Origin of the sequence: Streptomyces sp. ALB3 (assembly GCF_044385685.1) — a bacterium.
GTDB lineage: Bacteria > Actinomycetota > Actinomycetes > Streptomycetales > Streptomycetaceae > Streptomyces.
Window position 1 is genome coordinate 131,393 of the sequence record NZ_JBISCE010000041.1, and the last position, 16,440, is coordinate 147,832.

16 protein-coding genes are annotated in these 16,440 nt (G+C 72.0%); 12 read left to right on the top strand and 4 right to left on the bottom strand.

Annotated features, from left to right (window positions below; translation table 11 throughout):
* Window positions 1-276: 276 nt before the first annotated feature.
* A complete protein-coding gene (locus ACHFIV_RS27050) occupies window positions 277-732 on the bottom strand; it encodes an Asp23/Gls24 family envelope stress response protein (protein ID WP_398974225.1) in 456 nt (151 codons plus the stop codon).
* 300 nt (window positions 733-1,032) lie between these two features.
* On the opposite strand from ACHFIV_RS27050, the gene ACHFIV_RS27055 reads away from it, so the two are divergent.
* The 4 genes from ACHFIV_RS27055 (at window position 1,033) to ACHFIV_RS27070 (ending at window position 5,469) form a co-directional block, all read left to right on the top strand.
* Window positions 1,033-2,190: an acyl-CoA dehydrogenase family protein gene (locus ACHFIV_RS27055; RefSeq protein WP_398974228.1), complete on the top strand. Its 1,158-nt coding sequence runs from the start codon at window positions 1,033-1,035 to the stop codon at window positions 2,188-2,190.
* A gap of 21 nt (window positions 2,191-2,211) precedes the next feature.
* On the top strand, window positions 2,212-3,087 hold the full coding sequence (locus ACHFIV_RS27060; protein ID WP_398974231.1) for an acyl-CoA thioesterase: 876 nt from the start codon (window positions 2,212-2,214) through the stop codon (window positions 3,085-3,087).
* A 28-nt stretch (window positions 3,088-3,115) separates the two neighbouring features.
* Entirely contained in the window at window positions 3,116-4,087 is a 972-nt protein-coding gene (locus ACHFIV_RS27065) for a cation diffusion facilitator family transporter (protein WP_398974234.1), read from the top strand.
* A 131-nt stretch (window positions 4,088-4,218) separates the two neighbouring features.
* A complete protein-coding gene (locus ACHFIV_RS27070) occupies window positions 4,219-5,469 on the top strand; it encodes a cytochrome P450 (RefSeq protein WP_398974237.1) in 1,251 nt (416 codons plus the stop codon).
* 23 nt (window positions 5,470-5,492) lie between these two features.
* On the opposite strand, the gene ACHFIV_RS27075 is transcribed toward ACHFIV_RS27070, so the two are convergent.
* Together ACHFIV_RS27075 and ACHFIV_RS27080 are read right to left on the bottom strand one after the other, a co-directional pair.
* Window positions 5,493-6,290 (bottom strand): phosphatase, encoded by a 798-nt coding sequence (locus ACHFIV_RS27075; RefSeq protein ID WP_398974239.1) that lies wholly within the window; start codon window positions 6,288-6,290, stop codon window positions 5,493-5,495.
* Window positions 6,291-6,369: 79 nt separating this feature from the next.
* Complete coding sequence (locus tag ACHFIV_RS27080; RefSeq protein WP_398974242.1) at window positions 6,370-6,774, bottom strand: HGxxPAAW family protein; 405 nt, start codon at window positions 6,772-6,774, stop codon at window positions 6,370-6,372.
* A 95-nt stretch (window positions 6,775-6,869) separates the two neighbouring features.
* Between ACHFIV_RS27080 and ACHFIV_RS27085 the strand changes: the two genes are divergently transcribed.
* Complete coding sequence (locus ACHFIV_RS27085) at window positions 6,870-7,367, top strand: MarR family winged helix-turn-helix transcriptional regulator (protein ID WP_398974245.1); 498 nt, start codon at window positions 6,870-6,872, stop codon at window positions 7,365-7,367.
* 12 nt (window positions 7,368-7,379) lie between these two features.
* On the opposite strand, the gene ACHFIV_RS27090 is transcribed toward ACHFIV_RS27085, so the two are convergent.
* On the bottom strand, window positions 7,380-7,994 hold the full coding sequence (locus ACHFIV_RS27090) for an SACE_7040 family transcriptional regulator (RefSeq protein ID WP_398974247.1): 615 nt from the start codon (window positions 7,992-7,994) through the stop codon (window positions 7,380-7,382).
* Window positions 7,995-8,104: 110 nt separating this feature from the next.
* On the opposite strand from ACHFIV_RS27090, the gene ACHFIV_RS27095 reads away from it, so the two are divergent.
* From ACHFIV_RS27095 to ACHFIV_RS27125, 7 genes are all read left to right on the top strand, one after another.
* Window positions 8,105-9,721: a carboxyl transferase domain-containing protein gene (locus ACHFIV_RS27095; protein ID WP_398974250.1), complete on the top strand. Its 1,617-nt coding sequence runs from the start codon at window positions 8,105-8,107 to the stop codon at window positions 9,719-9,721.
* A gap of 13 nt (window positions 9,722-9,734) precedes the next feature.
* Window positions 9,735-11,783: an ATP-binding protein gene (locus tag ACHFIV_RS27100; protein WP_398974252.1), complete on the top strand. Its 2,049-nt coding sequence runs from the start codon at window positions 9,735-9,737 to the stop codon at window positions 11,781-11,783.
* Window positions 11,784-11,800: 17 nt separating this feature from the next.
* Window positions 11,801-12,730, top strand: a complete 930-nt coding sequence (locus ACHFIV_RS27105) for a hydroxymethylglutaryl-CoA lyase (RefSeq protein ID WP_398974830.1) — start codon at window positions 11,801-11,803, stop codon at window positions 12,728-12,730.
* A gap of 7 nt (window positions 12,731-12,737) precedes the next feature.
* Window positions 12,738-13,904 (top strand): acyl-CoA dehydrogenase family protein, encoded by a 1,167-nt coding sequence (locus ACHFIV_RS27110; protein ID WP_398974254.1) that lies wholly within the window; start codon window positions 12,738-12,740, stop codon window positions 13,902-13,904.
* Between the two features lie 17 nt (window positions 13,905-13,921).
* Complete coding sequence (locus ACHFIV_RS27115; RefSeq protein WP_398974257.1) at window positions 13,922-14,209, top strand: hypothetical protein; 288 nt, start codon at window positions 13,922-13,924, stop codon at window positions 14,207-14,209.
* 178 nt (window positions 14,210-14,387) lie between these two features.
* Window positions 14,388-15,416, top strand: a complete 1,029-nt coding sequence (locus ACHFIV_RS27120) for an ABC transporter substrate-binding protein (RefSeq protein ID WP_398974259.1) — start codon at window positions 14,388-14,390, stop codon at window positions 15,414-15,416.
* Window positions 15,417-15,482: 66 nt separating this feature from the next.
* On the top strand, window positions 15,483-16,334 hold the full coding sequence (locus ACHFIV_RS27125; protein ID WP_398974263.1) for a siderophore-interacting protein: 852 nt from the start codon (window positions 15,483-15,485) through the stop codon (window positions 16,332-16,334).
* Window positions 16,335-16,440: the final 106 nt, after the last annotated feature.

Genomic DNA, 16,440 nt, shown 5'->3' on the forward strand with positions numbered 1-16,440 from the left:
CCGCCCTCCGCCGTGAGCCGGAGGGCGGCAGGCTCCTCCACGACGCCCTCCCCCGCACCTCCCCGGTTCAGCGGCGTGCTCGATGCGGGGCATGCGGTGTCCCACCGCTTGTCTGTTCCCACCGCTGGGTGAGCTCCGGATCGTGCGCCCGCTGGGTGTCGTGACCGGGCAGCCGCACGGCTGAACCGCGCCTCCCCGCCCTGGCCCGCCGGCCTTCACCGGCGGGCCAGGGCGCCGCCCACGCCCGGGTGCCGCCGGTGCCGGCGCGGCGGTGGCTCACTGCACGCGTGCGGACGTCCGGCCACCGCTCTCCTCGTCGTCGCTGTCGTCGCCCGGGACGTGGACGTCGAAGACGTTGATGTTGATCTCGACGACCTCCAGCCCTGTCATCGTCTCCACCGCGTCCGTCACCTGAGCCCTGATCCGGTCGGCCAGCTCATGGATCGGGATGCCGTACTCGACCTCGATGTCGACGTCGACCGCGGTCTGCGACTCCCCCACCTCGACCTTCACCCCGCGTCCGCCACCGGAGGAACCGCCCACGCGTCCCGCCACGGCGCCTATCGCCTTGGACGCTCCCCGGCCCACCGAGTGCACGCCGTCCGTCTCGCGGATGGCGATTCCGGCGATGGTCGCCACCACGCCGTCGGCGATGGTGGTCCTGCCACGCCCTGACCGCTCACCGTTCCTGCCTGTGGTTGCGCTCCCGCCCAGGGACTCGACATCAGCCATGACTGCCTCACAGAGGGTTGTTGCGACGAGGCTGCTCGGGGCCTCGCCGGCTCCTCATCTCACTGTGCGCCTGCCCGCCGCCGCCCGCCATCGATGTGTACGGGGCGCTCCGCCGGCTCACTCTCCGCTGTCGGGAGCGCCCTCGGCCGCCCCGGAAGCACCGCCTCCATCCCCGCGGGGATCCGGCGTGCTCAGCATCACCCTGGACAGTCGCCGTGACCCCCGGGTAACTTTTGACCAGGACTGAGCAAGCGCTTAGCCACTGCGACCGACGCTGAAGCTGACACCAGGAGGCATCCCGTGCGCCGTACGGTTTACAACGAGGACCACGAGGCGTTCCGGGAGACCATCCGCGCCTTCATCGAGTCCGAGGTCGTCCCCGTCTACGACGAGTGGTTCGCGGCGGGCCAGGCGCCTCGCGACTTCTACTACAAGCTCGCCGAGCTGGGCATCTTCGGCATCGAGGTGCCCGAGGAGTACGGCGGCGCGGGCGTGGAGTCCTTCAAGTTCGAGGCGATCCTGTACGAGGAGACCGCCCGCGCGGGCATCTCGTTCGGCGGCTCCGGGGTGCACGTCCTGCTCTGCCTGCCGTACCTCAAGGCGTACGCGACCGAGGAGCAGAAGAAGCGCTGGCTGCCGGACTTCGTCTCCGGCAAGTCCATGTACGCGATAGCCATGACCGAGCCGGGCACCGGTTCGGACCTGGCCGGCATGAAGACGACCGCCAAGCTCTCCGAGGACGGCACGCACTACGTCCTCAACGGCGCCAAGACCTTCATCACCGGCGGTGTGCACGCCGACAAGGTCATCGTCTGCGCCCGCACGGACGCCCCCAAGGCCGACGACCGCCGGCACGGCATCTCGCTCCTGGTGGTCGACACCAAGTCCGAGGGCTACTCCGTCGGCCGCAAGCTCGACAAGCTCGGCCTGAAGGTGTCCGACACCGCCGAGCTGGCCTTCGTCGACGTCAAGGTGCCCGTCGAGGACCTGCTGGGCGAGGAGAACAAGGGCTTCTCCTACCTGGGCCAGAACCTCCCGCAGGAGCGTCTGGGCATCGCCGTCGGCGCGTACGCGCAGGCGAAGGCCGCCGTGCGGTTCGCCCAGCAGTACACGCAGGACCGCACCGTCTTCGGGAAGCCGGTGGCGTCGTTCCAGAACACCAAGTTCGAACTGGCCGCCTGCAAGGCCGAGGTCGACGCGGCCGAGGCGGTCTGCGACCGGGCGATCGAGGCGCTGGACGCCGGCGAGCTCACGCCCGCCGAGGCCGCCTCGGCGAAGCTGTTCTGCACCGAGGTCGCGCACCGCGTGATCGACCGCTGCCTCCAGCTGCACGGCGGCTACGGCTTCATGAACGAGTACCCGATCGCCCGCCTGTACACGGACAACCGGGTCAACCGCATCTACGGCGGCACCAGCGAGGTCATGAAGTCGATCATCGCCAAGTCCATGGGTCTCTGAGAACGGCTGCGTTTCTCCCCCATGAGCGCAGCACTCGACTCCCTGCTCGATCTGCTCGACCTGGAGCAGATCGAGCAGGACATCTTCCGGGGCATGAGCCGTTCGGCGGTCGTGCCCCGCGTCTTCGGCGGCCAGGTCGCGGCCCAGGCCCTGGTCGCCGCCGGGCGCACGGTCCCCGACGACCGGGGCGCCCATTCACTGCACGCGTACTTCCTGCGCCCCGGGGACCCCGGGGCGCCGATCGTCTACAGCGTGGACCGGATCCGGGACGGGCGGTCCTTCACCACCCGGCGGGTCGTCGCCGTCCAGCACGGCAAGCCAATCTTCCACCTCTCGGCCTCGTTCCAGGTCCACGAGGAAGGCATGGACCACCAGGCGGTCATGCCCCCGGCCCCGGACCCGGAGACGCTGCCCACGGCGGCCCGGATGCTGCCCGCGTACGCGGACCGCTTCGCCGACCCGCGCATGGTGGACCGGCTGCTGGAGGCCCGCGCCGCGGTCGACCTGCGCTACGTCGACGCCCCGCCGTTCGCCACCGCCGGCGAACCGCGGGAGCCCCGCTCCCAGGTCTGGTTCCGGACGCACGGCAAGCTGGCGGACGACCCCCTGCTGCACGTGTGCATGGCGACGTACGTCTCCGACATGACCCTGCTCGACTCCGTCCTGCTCGCCCACGGGCGGGGCGGCTGGTCGGTCGGTGACGTGGTGGGCGCCAGCCTGGACCACGCGATGTGGTTCCACCGCCCCTTCCGGGCGGACGAGTGGCTGCTGTACGACCAGGAGTCGCCCTCCTCCTCCGGAGGGCGCGGTCTCGGCCAGGCCAGGATCTGGACGGCCGACGGGAAGCTGGCCATCACCGTCATCCAGGAGGGTCTGGTCCGCGTCCCGAGGGACTGAAGCCGCACATTCGGACATACTGCCCTCCATGAGCGACGCCACGCGTGACGGCCGGACCGAGGGCGGTGAGTCCGCGGTCACCGTCGTCGTCGCGGCGGCCGCCAACCTCGGAATCGCGGCGGCGAAGCTGGTGGCGGGGCTGATCAGCGGGTCGAGCGCCATGCTCTCGGAAGCCGCGCACTCGGTCGCCGACACCGTCACCGAGGTCATGCTCCTCACCGCCCTCAGGCGCAGCGAGAAGCCTGCGGACGAGGACCATCCGCTGGGTTACGGACCCGAGCGCTACATCTGGGCGATGCTCGCCGCCGTCGCGACGTTCGTCGGCGGCGCGGTGTTCTCCCTGTACGACGGCGTCCACACGCTGATCGAGGGGGAGGAACTCGGCGATCCGCTCGTCTCGTACCTCGTGCTCGCGGTCGCCTTCCTGCTGGAGGGCTTCTCGCTGCGCACGGGTGTCCGGCAGGTGCGGGGCGAGGCCGCCCGGCTGCGGATGCCCGCGCCGCGCTACCTGCGCCGGACCCCCGACACGGCGGTCAAGGCCGTGGTGATGGAGGACTCGGCGGCCCTGGCCGGACTGCTCCTGGCGGCCGGCGGCCTGCTCGGCGGGCAGCTCTCCGGATCCGGCGTCTGGGACGGGATCGCCTCGGTCCTCATCGGCGTACTGCTGGTGTACGTGGCATGGGTGCTCTGCCGGTCCAACGCCCAGCTGCTCATCGGCCGGCCGCTCCCGGCCGGGATGCGGGCCGGGGTGCGTGAGGAGCTGTTGTCCGTGCCGCACATCGTCGAGGTGGTGGAGCTGACCACGCTGATCCAGGGCCCATCGGAACTGCTGGTCGCCGCGAAGATCGATTTCCGGGACGCGTCGACGGCCGCGCAGATCGAGTGGGCGTGCGAGGAGGCGGAGCAGCAGTTGCGGGAGCGCTACCCGTCGATCCAGCGGGTGTACCTGGATCCGACACCGGGGCGCGCGCAGCGGTCGGCGGCGCGCTCCGGCGGCTGAGACGGGCGCGGGGCGGTCCGGGAGGAGCCGGTCGTGCGCCGGAATGTGAGAGTGCCGCGTGAGACGGGGTCGGCGCTCGCCGCGACGGGTAGGACCGGGGCGATCCCTTTCCCACTCCAGGAGGACCGGCAGTGCCTCAGCATCCCGCCCCCATCGTCCTTGACCCCGCCGCCCGCGACGCTGACGCCGAGCACGAGCTGTTACGCGCCCAGGGCCCCGCGACACGTATCGACATCCTCGGAGTGGAGGCCTGGTCCGTGTCCGACCCGGCCCTGCTGAAGGAGCTGCTGACCAGTCCTGACGTGTCCAAGGACGCGCGTCGGCACTGGCCCGGCTTCGAGGAGGCCGCCCGGACGTGGCCGCTGGCCCTGTGGATCGCCGCGGCGAACATGTTCACCGCGTACGGAGGCGACCACCGCCGTCTGCGCCGGATCGTCGCCCCCGCGTTCAGTGCCCGGCGCATCGCGGCGCTGAGGCCGACGGTCGACGGGATCGTGGAGGGCCTCCTGGACGGTCTGGAGACCACTCCCCCGGGTGACGTGGCGGACCTCCGGGACCGGTTCGCCTATCCGCTGCCCATAGCGGTCATCGGCCGGCTCCTGGGGGTCCCCGACGACCGCGCCAACGAGTTCCGCGTCCTGGTCAACGACGTGTTCGCCACCACGCTGACCCCCGAGGAGGCCGCTGCCAACGCCGGGCAGCTGTACTCCATGCTCGACGCGCTGATCGCCGCCAAACGGGCCGAGCCGGGTGAGGACATGGCGTCGGTGCTGATCGCCCTGGGCGAGGAGGGCGTCGACGGGCAGAAGCTGGCGGAGGAGGAGTTGCGCGACACGCTCCTGCTGATGATCAACGCGGGTTACGAGACCACCGTCAACCTGATCGACCAGGGCATCACGACCCTGCTGACCGACCCCGGCCAGCTCGCCCACGTCCGTGAGGGCCGCGCGTCGTGGCTGGACGTGGTGGAGGAGACCCTGCGCCACTCCCCGCCGGTCAAGCACCTGCCCCTGCGGTACGCCGTCGCCGACATCCCGCTGCCCGACGGGCGGACCATCGCCAAGGGCGACGCGATCCTCGCCTCCTACGCCGCCGCCAACCGCCATCCGGGATGGCATCGCGACCCGCACACCTTCGACGTCACCCGGATCACGAAGGAGCACCTCGCCTTCGGCCACGGGATCCACTTCTGCCTCGGTGCGGCGCTGGCCAGGATGGAGGGGGAGGCCGCGCTGAGTGCCTTCTTCGCCCGCTTCCCGGACGCCGAACTGGTGCCGGAGGCCGGGGACATGGGACCGGTGGCCTCACTGATCAGCAACGGCCACCGGTCACTGCCCGTCCGCCTGCGGCCACGCGAGGACCGACGGGCGCGGACCCGCTGACCCACCAGCCGTCCGTCCGGGCGTCACGCCCGGTCGGCGGAGGGAAGCAGCCCGGCAGCGTCCAGCAGGTAGTCGGTCATCGGGTCGTAGTAGCGCGGGTCGGCGACATGGTCGTCCAGCGGCACGGTGACCTGGAGGGTGCCCTCCGCCTCGCCCAGGAAGAGGGCGGGGTCGTTGCAGTCCGCGTAGCCGATCGAGTCGATCCCGCGCTGCCCCGCACACCCGGCCCAGCCGTGGTCGGCCACGACCAGGTCGGGCTGCGGCCGGCCCTCGCGCTCCAGGCCGTCCAGGATGGCGGCCATCGGGACCGGGGAGTGCGTGTGCCACAGGGTCGCGCCCCGCTCCAGCACCGCGACGTCGGCGAACTGGAAGACCATGCCCTCGTCGGCCATGAGGCCCCCGGGGATGCGTACGATCTCGCAGCCGGCGGCCCGCAGGGCGTTCGCGGTCTGCCGGTGCACGTCGAGGAGTCCGCCCGGGTGCCCGGTCGCGAGCAGCACCCGTTCCCTGCCCGCCGCCGCCTTCCGCAGCCGGGCCGCCATGCGGTCGAGGGCGTCGACCGTCAGCTCCGGGTCGATGGTGTCCTGCCCCTGCCGGTGCTCCGGGTCGTCGTTGACGCCGCAGCGCTCCGCCATCACGGCCAGCACGTCCTGCTCGTCGAGCCAGCGGTCGCCGAGCTCCAGCCCCAGCCAGAAGTGGCGGTTGCCGTTGGCGAGCTGACGGTAGTGGGAGAGGTTGTTGTCGCGGGGCGTGGCGACGTCGCCCGCGATACGGGTGCGGACGAGGTGCTCGACGAGGGCAGCGCGGCTGGGTATCGGCATGCACCCATTGTGCCGTCGGCGACGCACTGTGTGCCCGGTGTCTCGTACGGCGGAACCCTGGACCGCGGGTGCCGCACGCTCACACGGCCCGGGCCGGCACCCGGCCCCCGGCGACGGACCCGTCACCGTCCGACGCCACGGGGTGCGGGACGGCCTGCGGGACGGTGGCGGCGGGACGGACCCTGCCCCGGCCCGCCATCCGGCAGCCGAGGCACCCGGGGTGGCCGTGGCGGGCCGCGGTGTCGCGGGAGCGCCAGTCCTGCTGGTCCCTGGGGCGCGGCCCCGTGGGCTTGCCCCACCCCGCCAGGTGCAGTGCCCAGCAGGTCAGGGCGGCCAGCACGACGACCGCGAGGCCGAGCACCAGCAGCGCGGCGGACGTGGTGATCACGGCCGCCCCCAGCACCGCGCCGCCCGTGACACCGATGGCGGTACCGGTCCAGCCGGCCACGGTGTGGCCCAGGTCGTGGTCACCATGTGCGCTCACGTCGGCTCCTCGGAATGTGATAGTTCAGCGACCGGGATTCGGCCCGGGACCAATAGCTTACGAGCTAAGTTACTTAGATCCTAAGGGGAATCTGCGTGGACGGCAAGAAGCGCCCGGAGGCGACGGCCGACCAGGCGCTGCGGGCGATGGACCGCATGATCGCGCTCGCCCAGTTCGGGCAGCACGACATCGCCGGGCGGCTGGGCCTGAACACCACCGACCTGACCTGCCTGGGGTTCGTGATGGAGGCCGCCATGGCCGGAACGTCACTCACGGCCGGTGACCTCGCCGAGCGGGCACGGCTGACCACCGGCGCGGTGACAGGCGTACTCAACCGCCTGGAGAAGGCCGGTTACGCACACCGGCGGCCGGTCCCGGGAGACCGGCGCCGGGTGCACGTCGTGATGGAGGAGTCGGCGCAGGCGCGCGTCCTGGAGGTGTACGGCCCGTTCTACGCCCGCCTGGGCGTCCTGTTCACCGACTACGGGCCCCAGGAGATCGCGGTACTGACGGACTGGTTCACCCGCGCGCGGGCGGCCATGCAGGAGTCGCTCGACGAGATCAGGGGCGTGAAGGACGAGGAGGGGGCCTGACGGGCCGCCGGGTCAGGCCGCCGCCGCCTCGAAGGCGCCCCGCGCCAGGCGGTGCAGCAGGGCCGCCGTGGCCGTGCGGTCCGGGAGGGCCTCGGGCCGGGTCAGGTGAGGGGTGGAGTTCAGCAGCCCGAACACCGCGTGCACGGTGACGCGGGCCTCGTTCTCCGCGAGGGCGGGGTAGAGGGCGCGGACGGCCTCGACCCAGACCTCCACGTACTGCCGCTGGAGCTGGCGCACGCGCTTGCGGTCGGAGTCCCGCAGGCGGTCCAGCTCGCGGTCGTGCAGGGTGATCAGCGGGCGGTCGTCCAGGGCGAAGTCGATGTGCCCCTCGATGAGGGCGTCGAGGAGCGCGCCGGGGGAACCGTCCCGGGAGGCGCCGTCCTCGGTGACGCGCAGCCTGCCGCCGGCCAGCAGGCGCTCGCTGATACCGACGAGCAGCTCGGCGAGCATCGCGTCCTTGCCGGGGAAGTGGCGGTAGAGGCCGGGGCCGCTGATCCCGACCGCCGCCCCTATCTCGTCGACCCCGACACCGTGGAAGCCGCGCTCGGCGAACAGGCGCGCCGCCTCCCTGAGGATCTGCTCACGGCGGGTGGGGGCCGCGACTCGGGCGGCGGCATGGGTGCTCATGGGGATTCATTCTAGACAGGCGGGTTAGCGCTCGTTAACCTGAGCGCCAGGCGCGTTAACGCTCATTAACTCTTATCCGGCTCAGCGGTACGGCAAGGGGGCTCGACAGGATGCAGCAGGCACCGGTCCTGGTGAGCGCGGCCGATCCCGCCTCGGAGGCCTGGCAGGCCAACGAGGCGGCGCATCACGCGCTCGCCGAGGAGCTGCGCACGCGGCTCGCCACGGCACGGCTCGGCGGGGGTGAGAAGGCCCGCGCCCGGCATGTGGCGCGCGGCAAGCTGCTGCCCCGCGAGCGGGTGGACACCCTGCTCGATCCGGGCTCGCCCTTCCTGGAGCTCGCGCCTCTCGCGGCCGAGGGGCTGTACGGGGGCGCGGCTCCGGCCGCCGGGGTGATCGCCGGGATCGGACGGGTCAGCGGCCGGGAGTGCGTGATCGTCGCCAACGACGCGACCGTCAAGGGCGGCACGTACTACCCGATGACGGTGAAGAAGCACCTCCGGGCCCAGGAGGTCGCCCTGGAGAACCGGCTGCCGTGCCTGTACCTGGTGGACTCGGGGGGTGCGTTCCTCCCGATGCAGGACGAGGTGTTCCCCGACCGGGACCACTTCGGGCGGATCTTCTACAACCAGGCCAGGATGTCGGGCGCCGGCATCCCGCAGATCGCGGCGGTGCTCGGCTCGTGCACGGCGGGCGGGGCGTACGTCCCCGCGATGAGCGACGAGGCCGTCATCGTCCGGAACCAGGGCACCATCTTCCTGGGCGGCCCTCCGCTCGTGAAGGCGGCCACCGGTGAGGTCGTCACGGCGGAGGAGCTGGGCGGCGGCGAGGTCCACTCCCGCACGTCCGGGGTCACCGACCACCTCGCCGAGGACGACGCGCACGCGCTGCGGATCGTGCGGAACATCGTCGCGACCCTGCCCGCGCGTGCCCCGCTCCCCTGGTCCGTGGAGCCCGCCGAGGAGCCGAAGGCGGATCCCGCGGGCCTGTACGGGGCGGTGCCCGTCGATTCCCGCACGCCCTACGACGTGCGGGAGGTCATCGCCCGGGTGGTGGACGGCTCGCGCTTCCAGGAGTTCAAGGCCGAGTACGGCCAGACGCTGATCACCGGCTTCGCCCGGATCCACGGCCACCCCGTCGGCATCGTCGCCAACAACGGCATCCTGTTCTCGGAGTCCGCCCAGAAGGGCGCCCACTTCATCGAGCTGTGCGACCAGCGGGGCGTCCCGCTCGTCTTCCTCCAGAACATCTCCGGCTTCATGGTCGGCCGGGACTACGAGGCCGGGGGCATCGCCAAGCACGGCGCCAAGATGGTCACGGCCGTGGCGTGCACCCGCGTCCCGAAGCTGACGGTCGTCGTCGGCGGGTCGTACGGCGCCGGGAACTACTCCATGTGCGGCCGGGCCTACGGACCCCGTTTCCTCTGGATGTGGCCGAACGCGAAGATCTCGGTCATGGGCGGCGAGCAGGCCGCCTCGGTCCTCGCCACCGTCAAGCGCGACCAGATCGAGGGCCGCGGCGAGGAGTGGCCCGCCGAGGAGGAAGAGGCCTTCAAGGACCCGGTCCGCGCGCAGTACGAGCAGCAGGGCAGCGCCTACTACGCCACCGCCCGGCTCTGGGACGACGGCGTGATCGACCCGGTGGAGACCCGGCAGGTGCTGGGGCTCGCCCTGACCGCGTGTGCCAACGCCCCGCTGGGCGACCCCCAGTTCGGCGTCTTCCGGATGTGATGTGAGGACCTCCATGTTCAGCACTGTTCTGGTCGCCAACCGTGGCGAGATCGCGGTCCGGGTCATCCGGACCCTGCGCGAGCTCGGCGTACGGTCGGTCGCCGTCTTCAGCGACGCCGACGCGGACGCCCGGCACGTACGGGAGGCGGATACGGCGGTCCGGATCGGGCCCGCCCCCGCCGCGGAGAGCTATCTGTCGGTGGAGCGGCTGCTGGACGCCGCCCGCCGCACCGGCGCCGAGGCGGTCCACCCCGGATACGGCTTCCTCGCCGAGAACGCGGGCTTCGCCCAGGCGTGCGCGGAGGCGGGGCTCGTCTTCATCGGCCCGCCCGCATCGGCGATCTCCCTGATGGGCGACAAGATCCGCGCCAAGGAGACCGTGGCCACGGCCGGGGTCCCGGTGGTGCCCGGTTCCTCCGGCAGCGGGCTCACCGACGCCCGACTGGCGGCGGCCGCGCGGGAGATCGGCATGCCCGTGCTGCTGAAGCCGTCGGCGGGCGGTGGCGGCAAGGGCATGCGGCTGGTGCGCGAGGAGTCGCTGCTGGCCGACGAGATCGCGGCGGCCCGGCGCGAGGCGCGCGCCTCCTTCGGCGACGACACGCTCCTGGTGGAGCGGTGGGTCGACCGGCCACGCCACATCGAGATCCAGGTCCTGGCCGACGGCCACGGCGGCGTGGTCCATCTGGGCGAGCGCGAGTGCTCGCTCCAGCGCCGGCACCAGAAGATCATCGAGGAGGCGCCCTCGGTGCTGCTCGACGGGGCGACGCGCGCGGCGATGGGCGAGGCCGCCGTACAGGCCGCCCGGTCCTGCGGGTACGTCGGCGCGGGCACGGTCGAGTTCATCGTCCCGGGCAGCGACCCGTCCTCGTACTACTTCATGGAGATGAACACCCGCCTCCAGGTCGAGCACCCGGTCACCGAGCTGATCACCGGCCTCGACCTGGTGGAGTGGCAGCTGCGGGTCGCCTCCGGCGAGCGGCTGCCGTACACGCAGGCGGACATCACACTGACGGGTCACGCCGTCGAGGCGCGGGTCTGTGCCGAGGACCCGGCGCGCGGCTTCCTGCCGTCCGGCGGCACGGTCCTCGCCCTGCACGAGCCGGCGGGCGGCGGGGTCCGGACGGACTCGGGGCTCAGCGAGGGCGTGCCGGTCGGCAGCACGTACGACCCGATGCTCTCGAAGGTCATCGCGTACGGTCCCGACCGGCCCACGGCACTGCGCCGGCTCCGGGCGGCGCTGGCGGACACGGTGGTGCTGGGCGTGCCGACGAACGCCGGGTTCCTGCGCCGGCTGCTCGCCCATCCGGCGGTGGTCGCGGGCGAGCTGGACACCGGCCTCGTGGAGCGGGAGGCGGACGGCCTGGTGCCGGACGGGGTGCCGGAGGAGGTGTACGCGGCGGCGGCGCTGCTGCGGCAGCCGCGTCCGGCGCCGGGCGCGGCCTGGGTCGACCCGTTCTCGGTGCCCAGCGGCTGGCGGCTGGGCGGCACGCCCGCGGAAACCTTCCACCACTTCAGGGTCCCGGGCCACGATCCCGTGCGCGTGGGTGTGCGTACGGCCGCGGGGGGCACCGCCGGGCTGACGTTCGGCCACGCCGGGGACCGGCGGGAGCCCGCGGACCCGTGCGGCCCGGTGCCGTCGCTGCCGGGCGCGGAGAGGTCCCGGCTGGTCGAGGCGTCCGGGCGGCGTGTCGTCGTCGAACTCGACGGACTGACCCACACGTTCAGCCGGGCCGCCTCCCCGGACGGGGTGTGGCTCGGCCGGGACGGTGACGCCTGGCACGTCCAGGACCACGACCCGGTGGAGGCGTCCCTCAGCGGCGCCGCGCGATCGGGCGTGGACACACTCGCCGCGCCCATGCCCGGGACCGTCACGGTGGTGAAGGTCGCGGTCGGGGACGAGGTGGTGGCCGGGCAGAGCCTGCTGGTGGTCGAGGCGATGAAGATGGAGCACGTCATCTCCGCCCCGCACGCCGGAACCGTCACCGAGCTGGACGTGACCGCCGGTGCCACGGTCGCCATGGACCAGATCCTGGCCGTGGTGGCCCCGAGGGAGGAATCGTGACCGGCTCCGGACTGCCCATGACGGTGCGGGCGCCCGGGCTGCCGCCCCGGGTCCGTATCCATGAGGTCGGCGCCCGCGACGGACTGCAGAACGAGAAGTCCGTCGTACCGACCGAGGTGAAGGCGGAGTTCGTCCGGCGTCTCGCGGAGGCCGGGCTCTCCACCATCGAGGCGACCAGCTTCGTCCACCCGAAGTGGGTGCCCCAGCTGGCGGACGCGGAACAGCTGTACCCGATGCTCGGGGAGATCGCGGACGTCGGGGACGTGGCCCTGCCCGTCCTCGTCCCGAACGAGCGGGGCCTGGACCGGGCGCTGGCACTCGGTGCCCGGTCGATCGCGGTGTTCGGGTCGGCGACCGAGACGTTCGCCGCGCGCAACCTCAACCGCACGGTGGACGAGTCGCTCGCCATGTTCGAGCCGGTCGTGGCCCGCGCCAAGGACGCCGGGGTGCACGTACGCGGCTACCTCTCGATGTGCTTCGGCGACCCGTGGGAGGGCGCCGTTCCCGTCGGACAGGTCGTGAGGGTCGCCAGGGCGCTGACGGACCTCGGCTGCGACGAGCTCTCGCTCGGCGACACGATCGGCGTGGCCACCCCGGGCCATGTGCGGGAGCTGCTCACCCGGCTGAACGAGCGGGGCGTGCACACCGACAGCCTCGGGGTGCACTTCCACGACACGTACGGCCAGGCACTCTCCAACACCCTGGCCGCGCTCCAGCACGGTGTGACGACGGTGGACGCCTCGGCCGGCGGCCTCGGCGGCTGCCCGTACGCGAAGAGCGCGACCGGGAATCTCGCCACCGAGGATCTCGTGTGGATGCTCGACGGCCTCGGTGTCGAAACCGGGGTCGATCTCGGCACACTCACCGCCACAAGCGTGTGGATGGCCGAACAGCTGGGCCGCCCGAGCCCTTCCCGTACCGTCCGCGCGCTGTCCCACAAGGAGTGAAGCACCCATGTCCCTTGACCACCGGCTGACCGCCGAGCACGAGGAACTGCGCCGCACCGTCGAGGAGTTCGCACACGATGTGATCGCCCCGAAGATCGGCGACTTCTACGAGCGCCACGAGTTCCCGTACGAGATCGTGCGGGAGATGGGGCGCATGGGCCTGTTCGGCCTGCCCTTCCCCGAGGAGTACGGCGGCATGGGCGGCGACTACCTCGCCCTCGGGATCGCCCTGGAGGAGCTGGCCCGGGTCGACTCCTCCGTGGCGATCACCCTGGAGGCCGGGGTGTCGCTCGGCGCCATGCCGGTCTACCGCTTCGGGACCGAGGAGCAGAAGCAGCGGTGGCTGCCGAGGCTCTGCTCGGGCGACGCCCTCGGCGCGTTCGGGCTGACCGAGCCGGACGGCGGTTCGGACGCGGGCGGCACGCGGACGACGGCCGTGCTGGACGAGGCCGCCGGCGAGTGGGTGATCAACGGCTCCAAGTGCTTCATCACCAACTCCGGTACGGACATCACGGAGCTGGTCACCGTGACGGCGGTGACCGGCCGCAAGGAGAACGGCGCCCCGCGCATCTCCGCGATCATCGTCCCGTCGGGCACCCCCGGCTTCACGGTGGCCGCCCCGTACTCCAAGGTCGGCTGGAACGCCTCGGACACCCGTGAGCTGTCCTTCTCCGACGTCCGCGTCCCGGCGGCGAACCTCCTGGGCGAGGAGGGCCGTGGCTACGCGCAGTTCCTGCGGATCCTGGACGAGGGCCGGGTCGCGATCTCGGCGCTCTCGACGGGCCTGGCGCAGGGCTGTGTGGACGAGTCGCTGAAGTACGCGAAGGAGCGGCACGCCTTCGGGAAGCCGATCGGCGCCAACCAGGCCATCCAGTTCAAGATCGCGGACATGGAGACGCGGGCGCACATGGCGCGCGTCGGCTGGCGCGACGCCGCCTCGCGGCTGGTGGCAGGCGAGCCGTTCAAGAAGGAGGCGGCGATCGCGAAGCTGTACTCGTCGACGGTGGCGGTGGACAACGCCCGCGAGGCGACGCAGATCCACGGCGGCTACGGCTTCATGAACGAGTACCCGGTGGCCCGCATGTGGCGCGACTCCAAGATCCTGGAGATCGGCGAGGGCACGAGCGAGGTCCAGCGCATGCTGATCGCCCGGGAGCTGGGCATGGACGCCTGAGACACCGAGGGCCCCTCATGCCGGCCCTGCGGGCGGACCGGGACCACGAACCGTTCTTCACCATGCTCGGCCAGACCTCCGGACGGGTGCCCGCCCTCGACGACCCCTGGGCGAGGATCATCGGAGTACAGCGGGAGCTCGTGCGGACCGGCCACCACAGGGGCCCCTCCCCCATCGACATCCTCATCACTCTCACAGCCCGGCAGCACCGGCTCACCGTGCTGCACGTGGACGACGACTTCCGCGCGATCGCGAAAGTGTGCCCGGACATCGACATGCTGCGCCTCCCGCCGGCCACCGGCTGAGCCCGGACGTCCACGACAGCCGCCTTCCCTGGTCACGGGGGAGGCGGCTTTCCCGCGGGCCGGTAACGGAACGACAGCTCCCCCTTGCCCTCCCCACCTGCGATATGTGAGGTTAGGCTAGCCTTCCCTCGAATTCGCAGCGGGCGCCCCTGGGGCGCGTACGAAAGCAGACACACTCATGCCCAACCTCCGGACCAGCTCCCTCTCCCGCCGCGGCCTGCTGGCCGCCGGTGGCGCCGTCGGCCTCGGCGCCGTCCTCGCAGCCTGCGGCGACGGTGGCGAGAAGGACTCCGCCTCGGGCTCGGGTGCGGAGAAATCCGGCCCCTGGTCCTTCAAGGACGACCGCGGACAGACGGTGAAGGCCGACTCCGCGCCGAAGAACATCGTCGCGTTCATCGGTGTCGCCGCCGCGCTCCACGACTACGGCGTCGAGGTGAAGGGCGTCTTCGGTCCGACGAAGACCTCCGACGGCAAGGCCGACGTGCAGGCCGGAGACCTGGACATCAACAAGGTCGAGGTGCTCGGCAACGTCTGGGGCGAGTTCAACGTCGAGAAGTACGCCGGTCTCGCGCCGGAACTCCTCGTCACCGCCATGTGGGAGAAGGACGCCCTCTGGTACGTGCCGGACCAGTCCAAGGACAAGATCCTGAAGCTGGCCCCGAGCGTCGCCCTGTGGGCCGCGCAGACCACGGTCCCGAAGGCGATCCAGCGGCACGAGGACCTCGCCGCCTCCCTCGGCGCCGACGTCAGGTCCAAGAAGGTCACCGACGCCAAGGCCGCGTTCGAGAAGGCGGCGGCCCGGCTGCGCGCCGCCGCCAAGTCCAAGCCGAACATCAAGGTCATGGTCGGCTCGGCGAGCCAGGACCTCTTCTACGTGTCCCTCGCCAAGACGTCCGCCGACACCCTGTACTTCCAGGAGCTCGGCGTGCAGTTCGTCGAGCCGAAGGTCAACGCGGCCGGCTTCTTCGAGGAGCTGAGCTGGGAGAACGTCGACAAGTACGGCGCCGACATCATCATGATGGACAACCGCTCCTCGGCCCTCCAGCCCGAAGCCCTGACCTCCAAGCCGACCTGGGCCGGACTGCCCGCCGTCAAGGCCGGCCAGGTCGTCCCGCGCACCACGGAGCCCATCTACTCCTACGACAAGTGCGCGCCGATCCTCGACGCCCTCGCCGAGGCCATCGAGAAGGCCAAGAAGGTCAGCTGACCTACCGCCCGGCCGGGAGTGACTCCCGGCCGGGCCCCGCCGTTCCGGTTCCCGGGAGGACCCCGCATGACGACCGCGACCGCACCCGCCGTCGCCCCTTTCCGGTTCTTCGGCCTGACGGTCCTGCGGACCCGCCGACTGAGCCCGTCGATGCGGAGGATCACCTTCGGCGGGCCGGGGAGCGAGGGCTTCGTCGCCGGCGGCCGGGACCAGAGCCTCTCGCTCTTCCTGCCCCACCCGGGCCAGGCCGAGGCCGTCGTCCCGGTCGACGAGAACGGTGAGTGGTTCCAGGCCTGGCGTGCCCTGCCCGCCGACGTCCGGGCGGTCATGCGTTCGTACACCGTGCGTGCCCAGCGGTACGCCGCGGACGGCTCGACCGAGATCGACGTCGACTTCGCCCTGCACGAGCACGGCGGACCGGCCTGCCGCTGGGCGGAGGCCGCCGCCCCCGGGCAGCGGCTCACCGTGCTGGGCCCCACCGGCGAGAACAACACCGGGGTCCGCTTCCAGCCGCCGCAGGACACCGGGTGGGTGCTGATCTGCGCCGACGGGACGGCACTGCCCGCCGCCTCGGCCGCCCTGGAGTGGCTGCCGGCCGGGATCAGGGCCAGGGTCTGGCTGGAGGTCCCGCACACCGGGGACCGGCTGGAGATCCGCACCGAGGCCGACGCCCACATCACCTGGCTCGTGCGGGACGAGGGCGCGCCCTCCGCGGTGGACGCCGTGCGCGCCGCCGAACTGCCCGACGGCACCCCTTACGCGTGGATCGCGGGTGAGGCCTCAGGGGTGCGCGGGCTGCGCCGCCACCTCGTCCGTGAGCGGGAGTTCGACCGCGGGCGCGTCACCTTCACCGGCTACTGGCGGCGGGGCCTGAGTGAGGAGCAGCTGAGGGAGGAAGCGGCGCGAGCGGCCGCGTGACGCACCTGCGCGTCTTGTGGGGGTGCTGTGACGGACCCTCCGGAGGGCGGGAGTCGCGAAAGTCATTAGGTTAGCCTTACCTAACCAAGACATCGCGCCCCGTCCC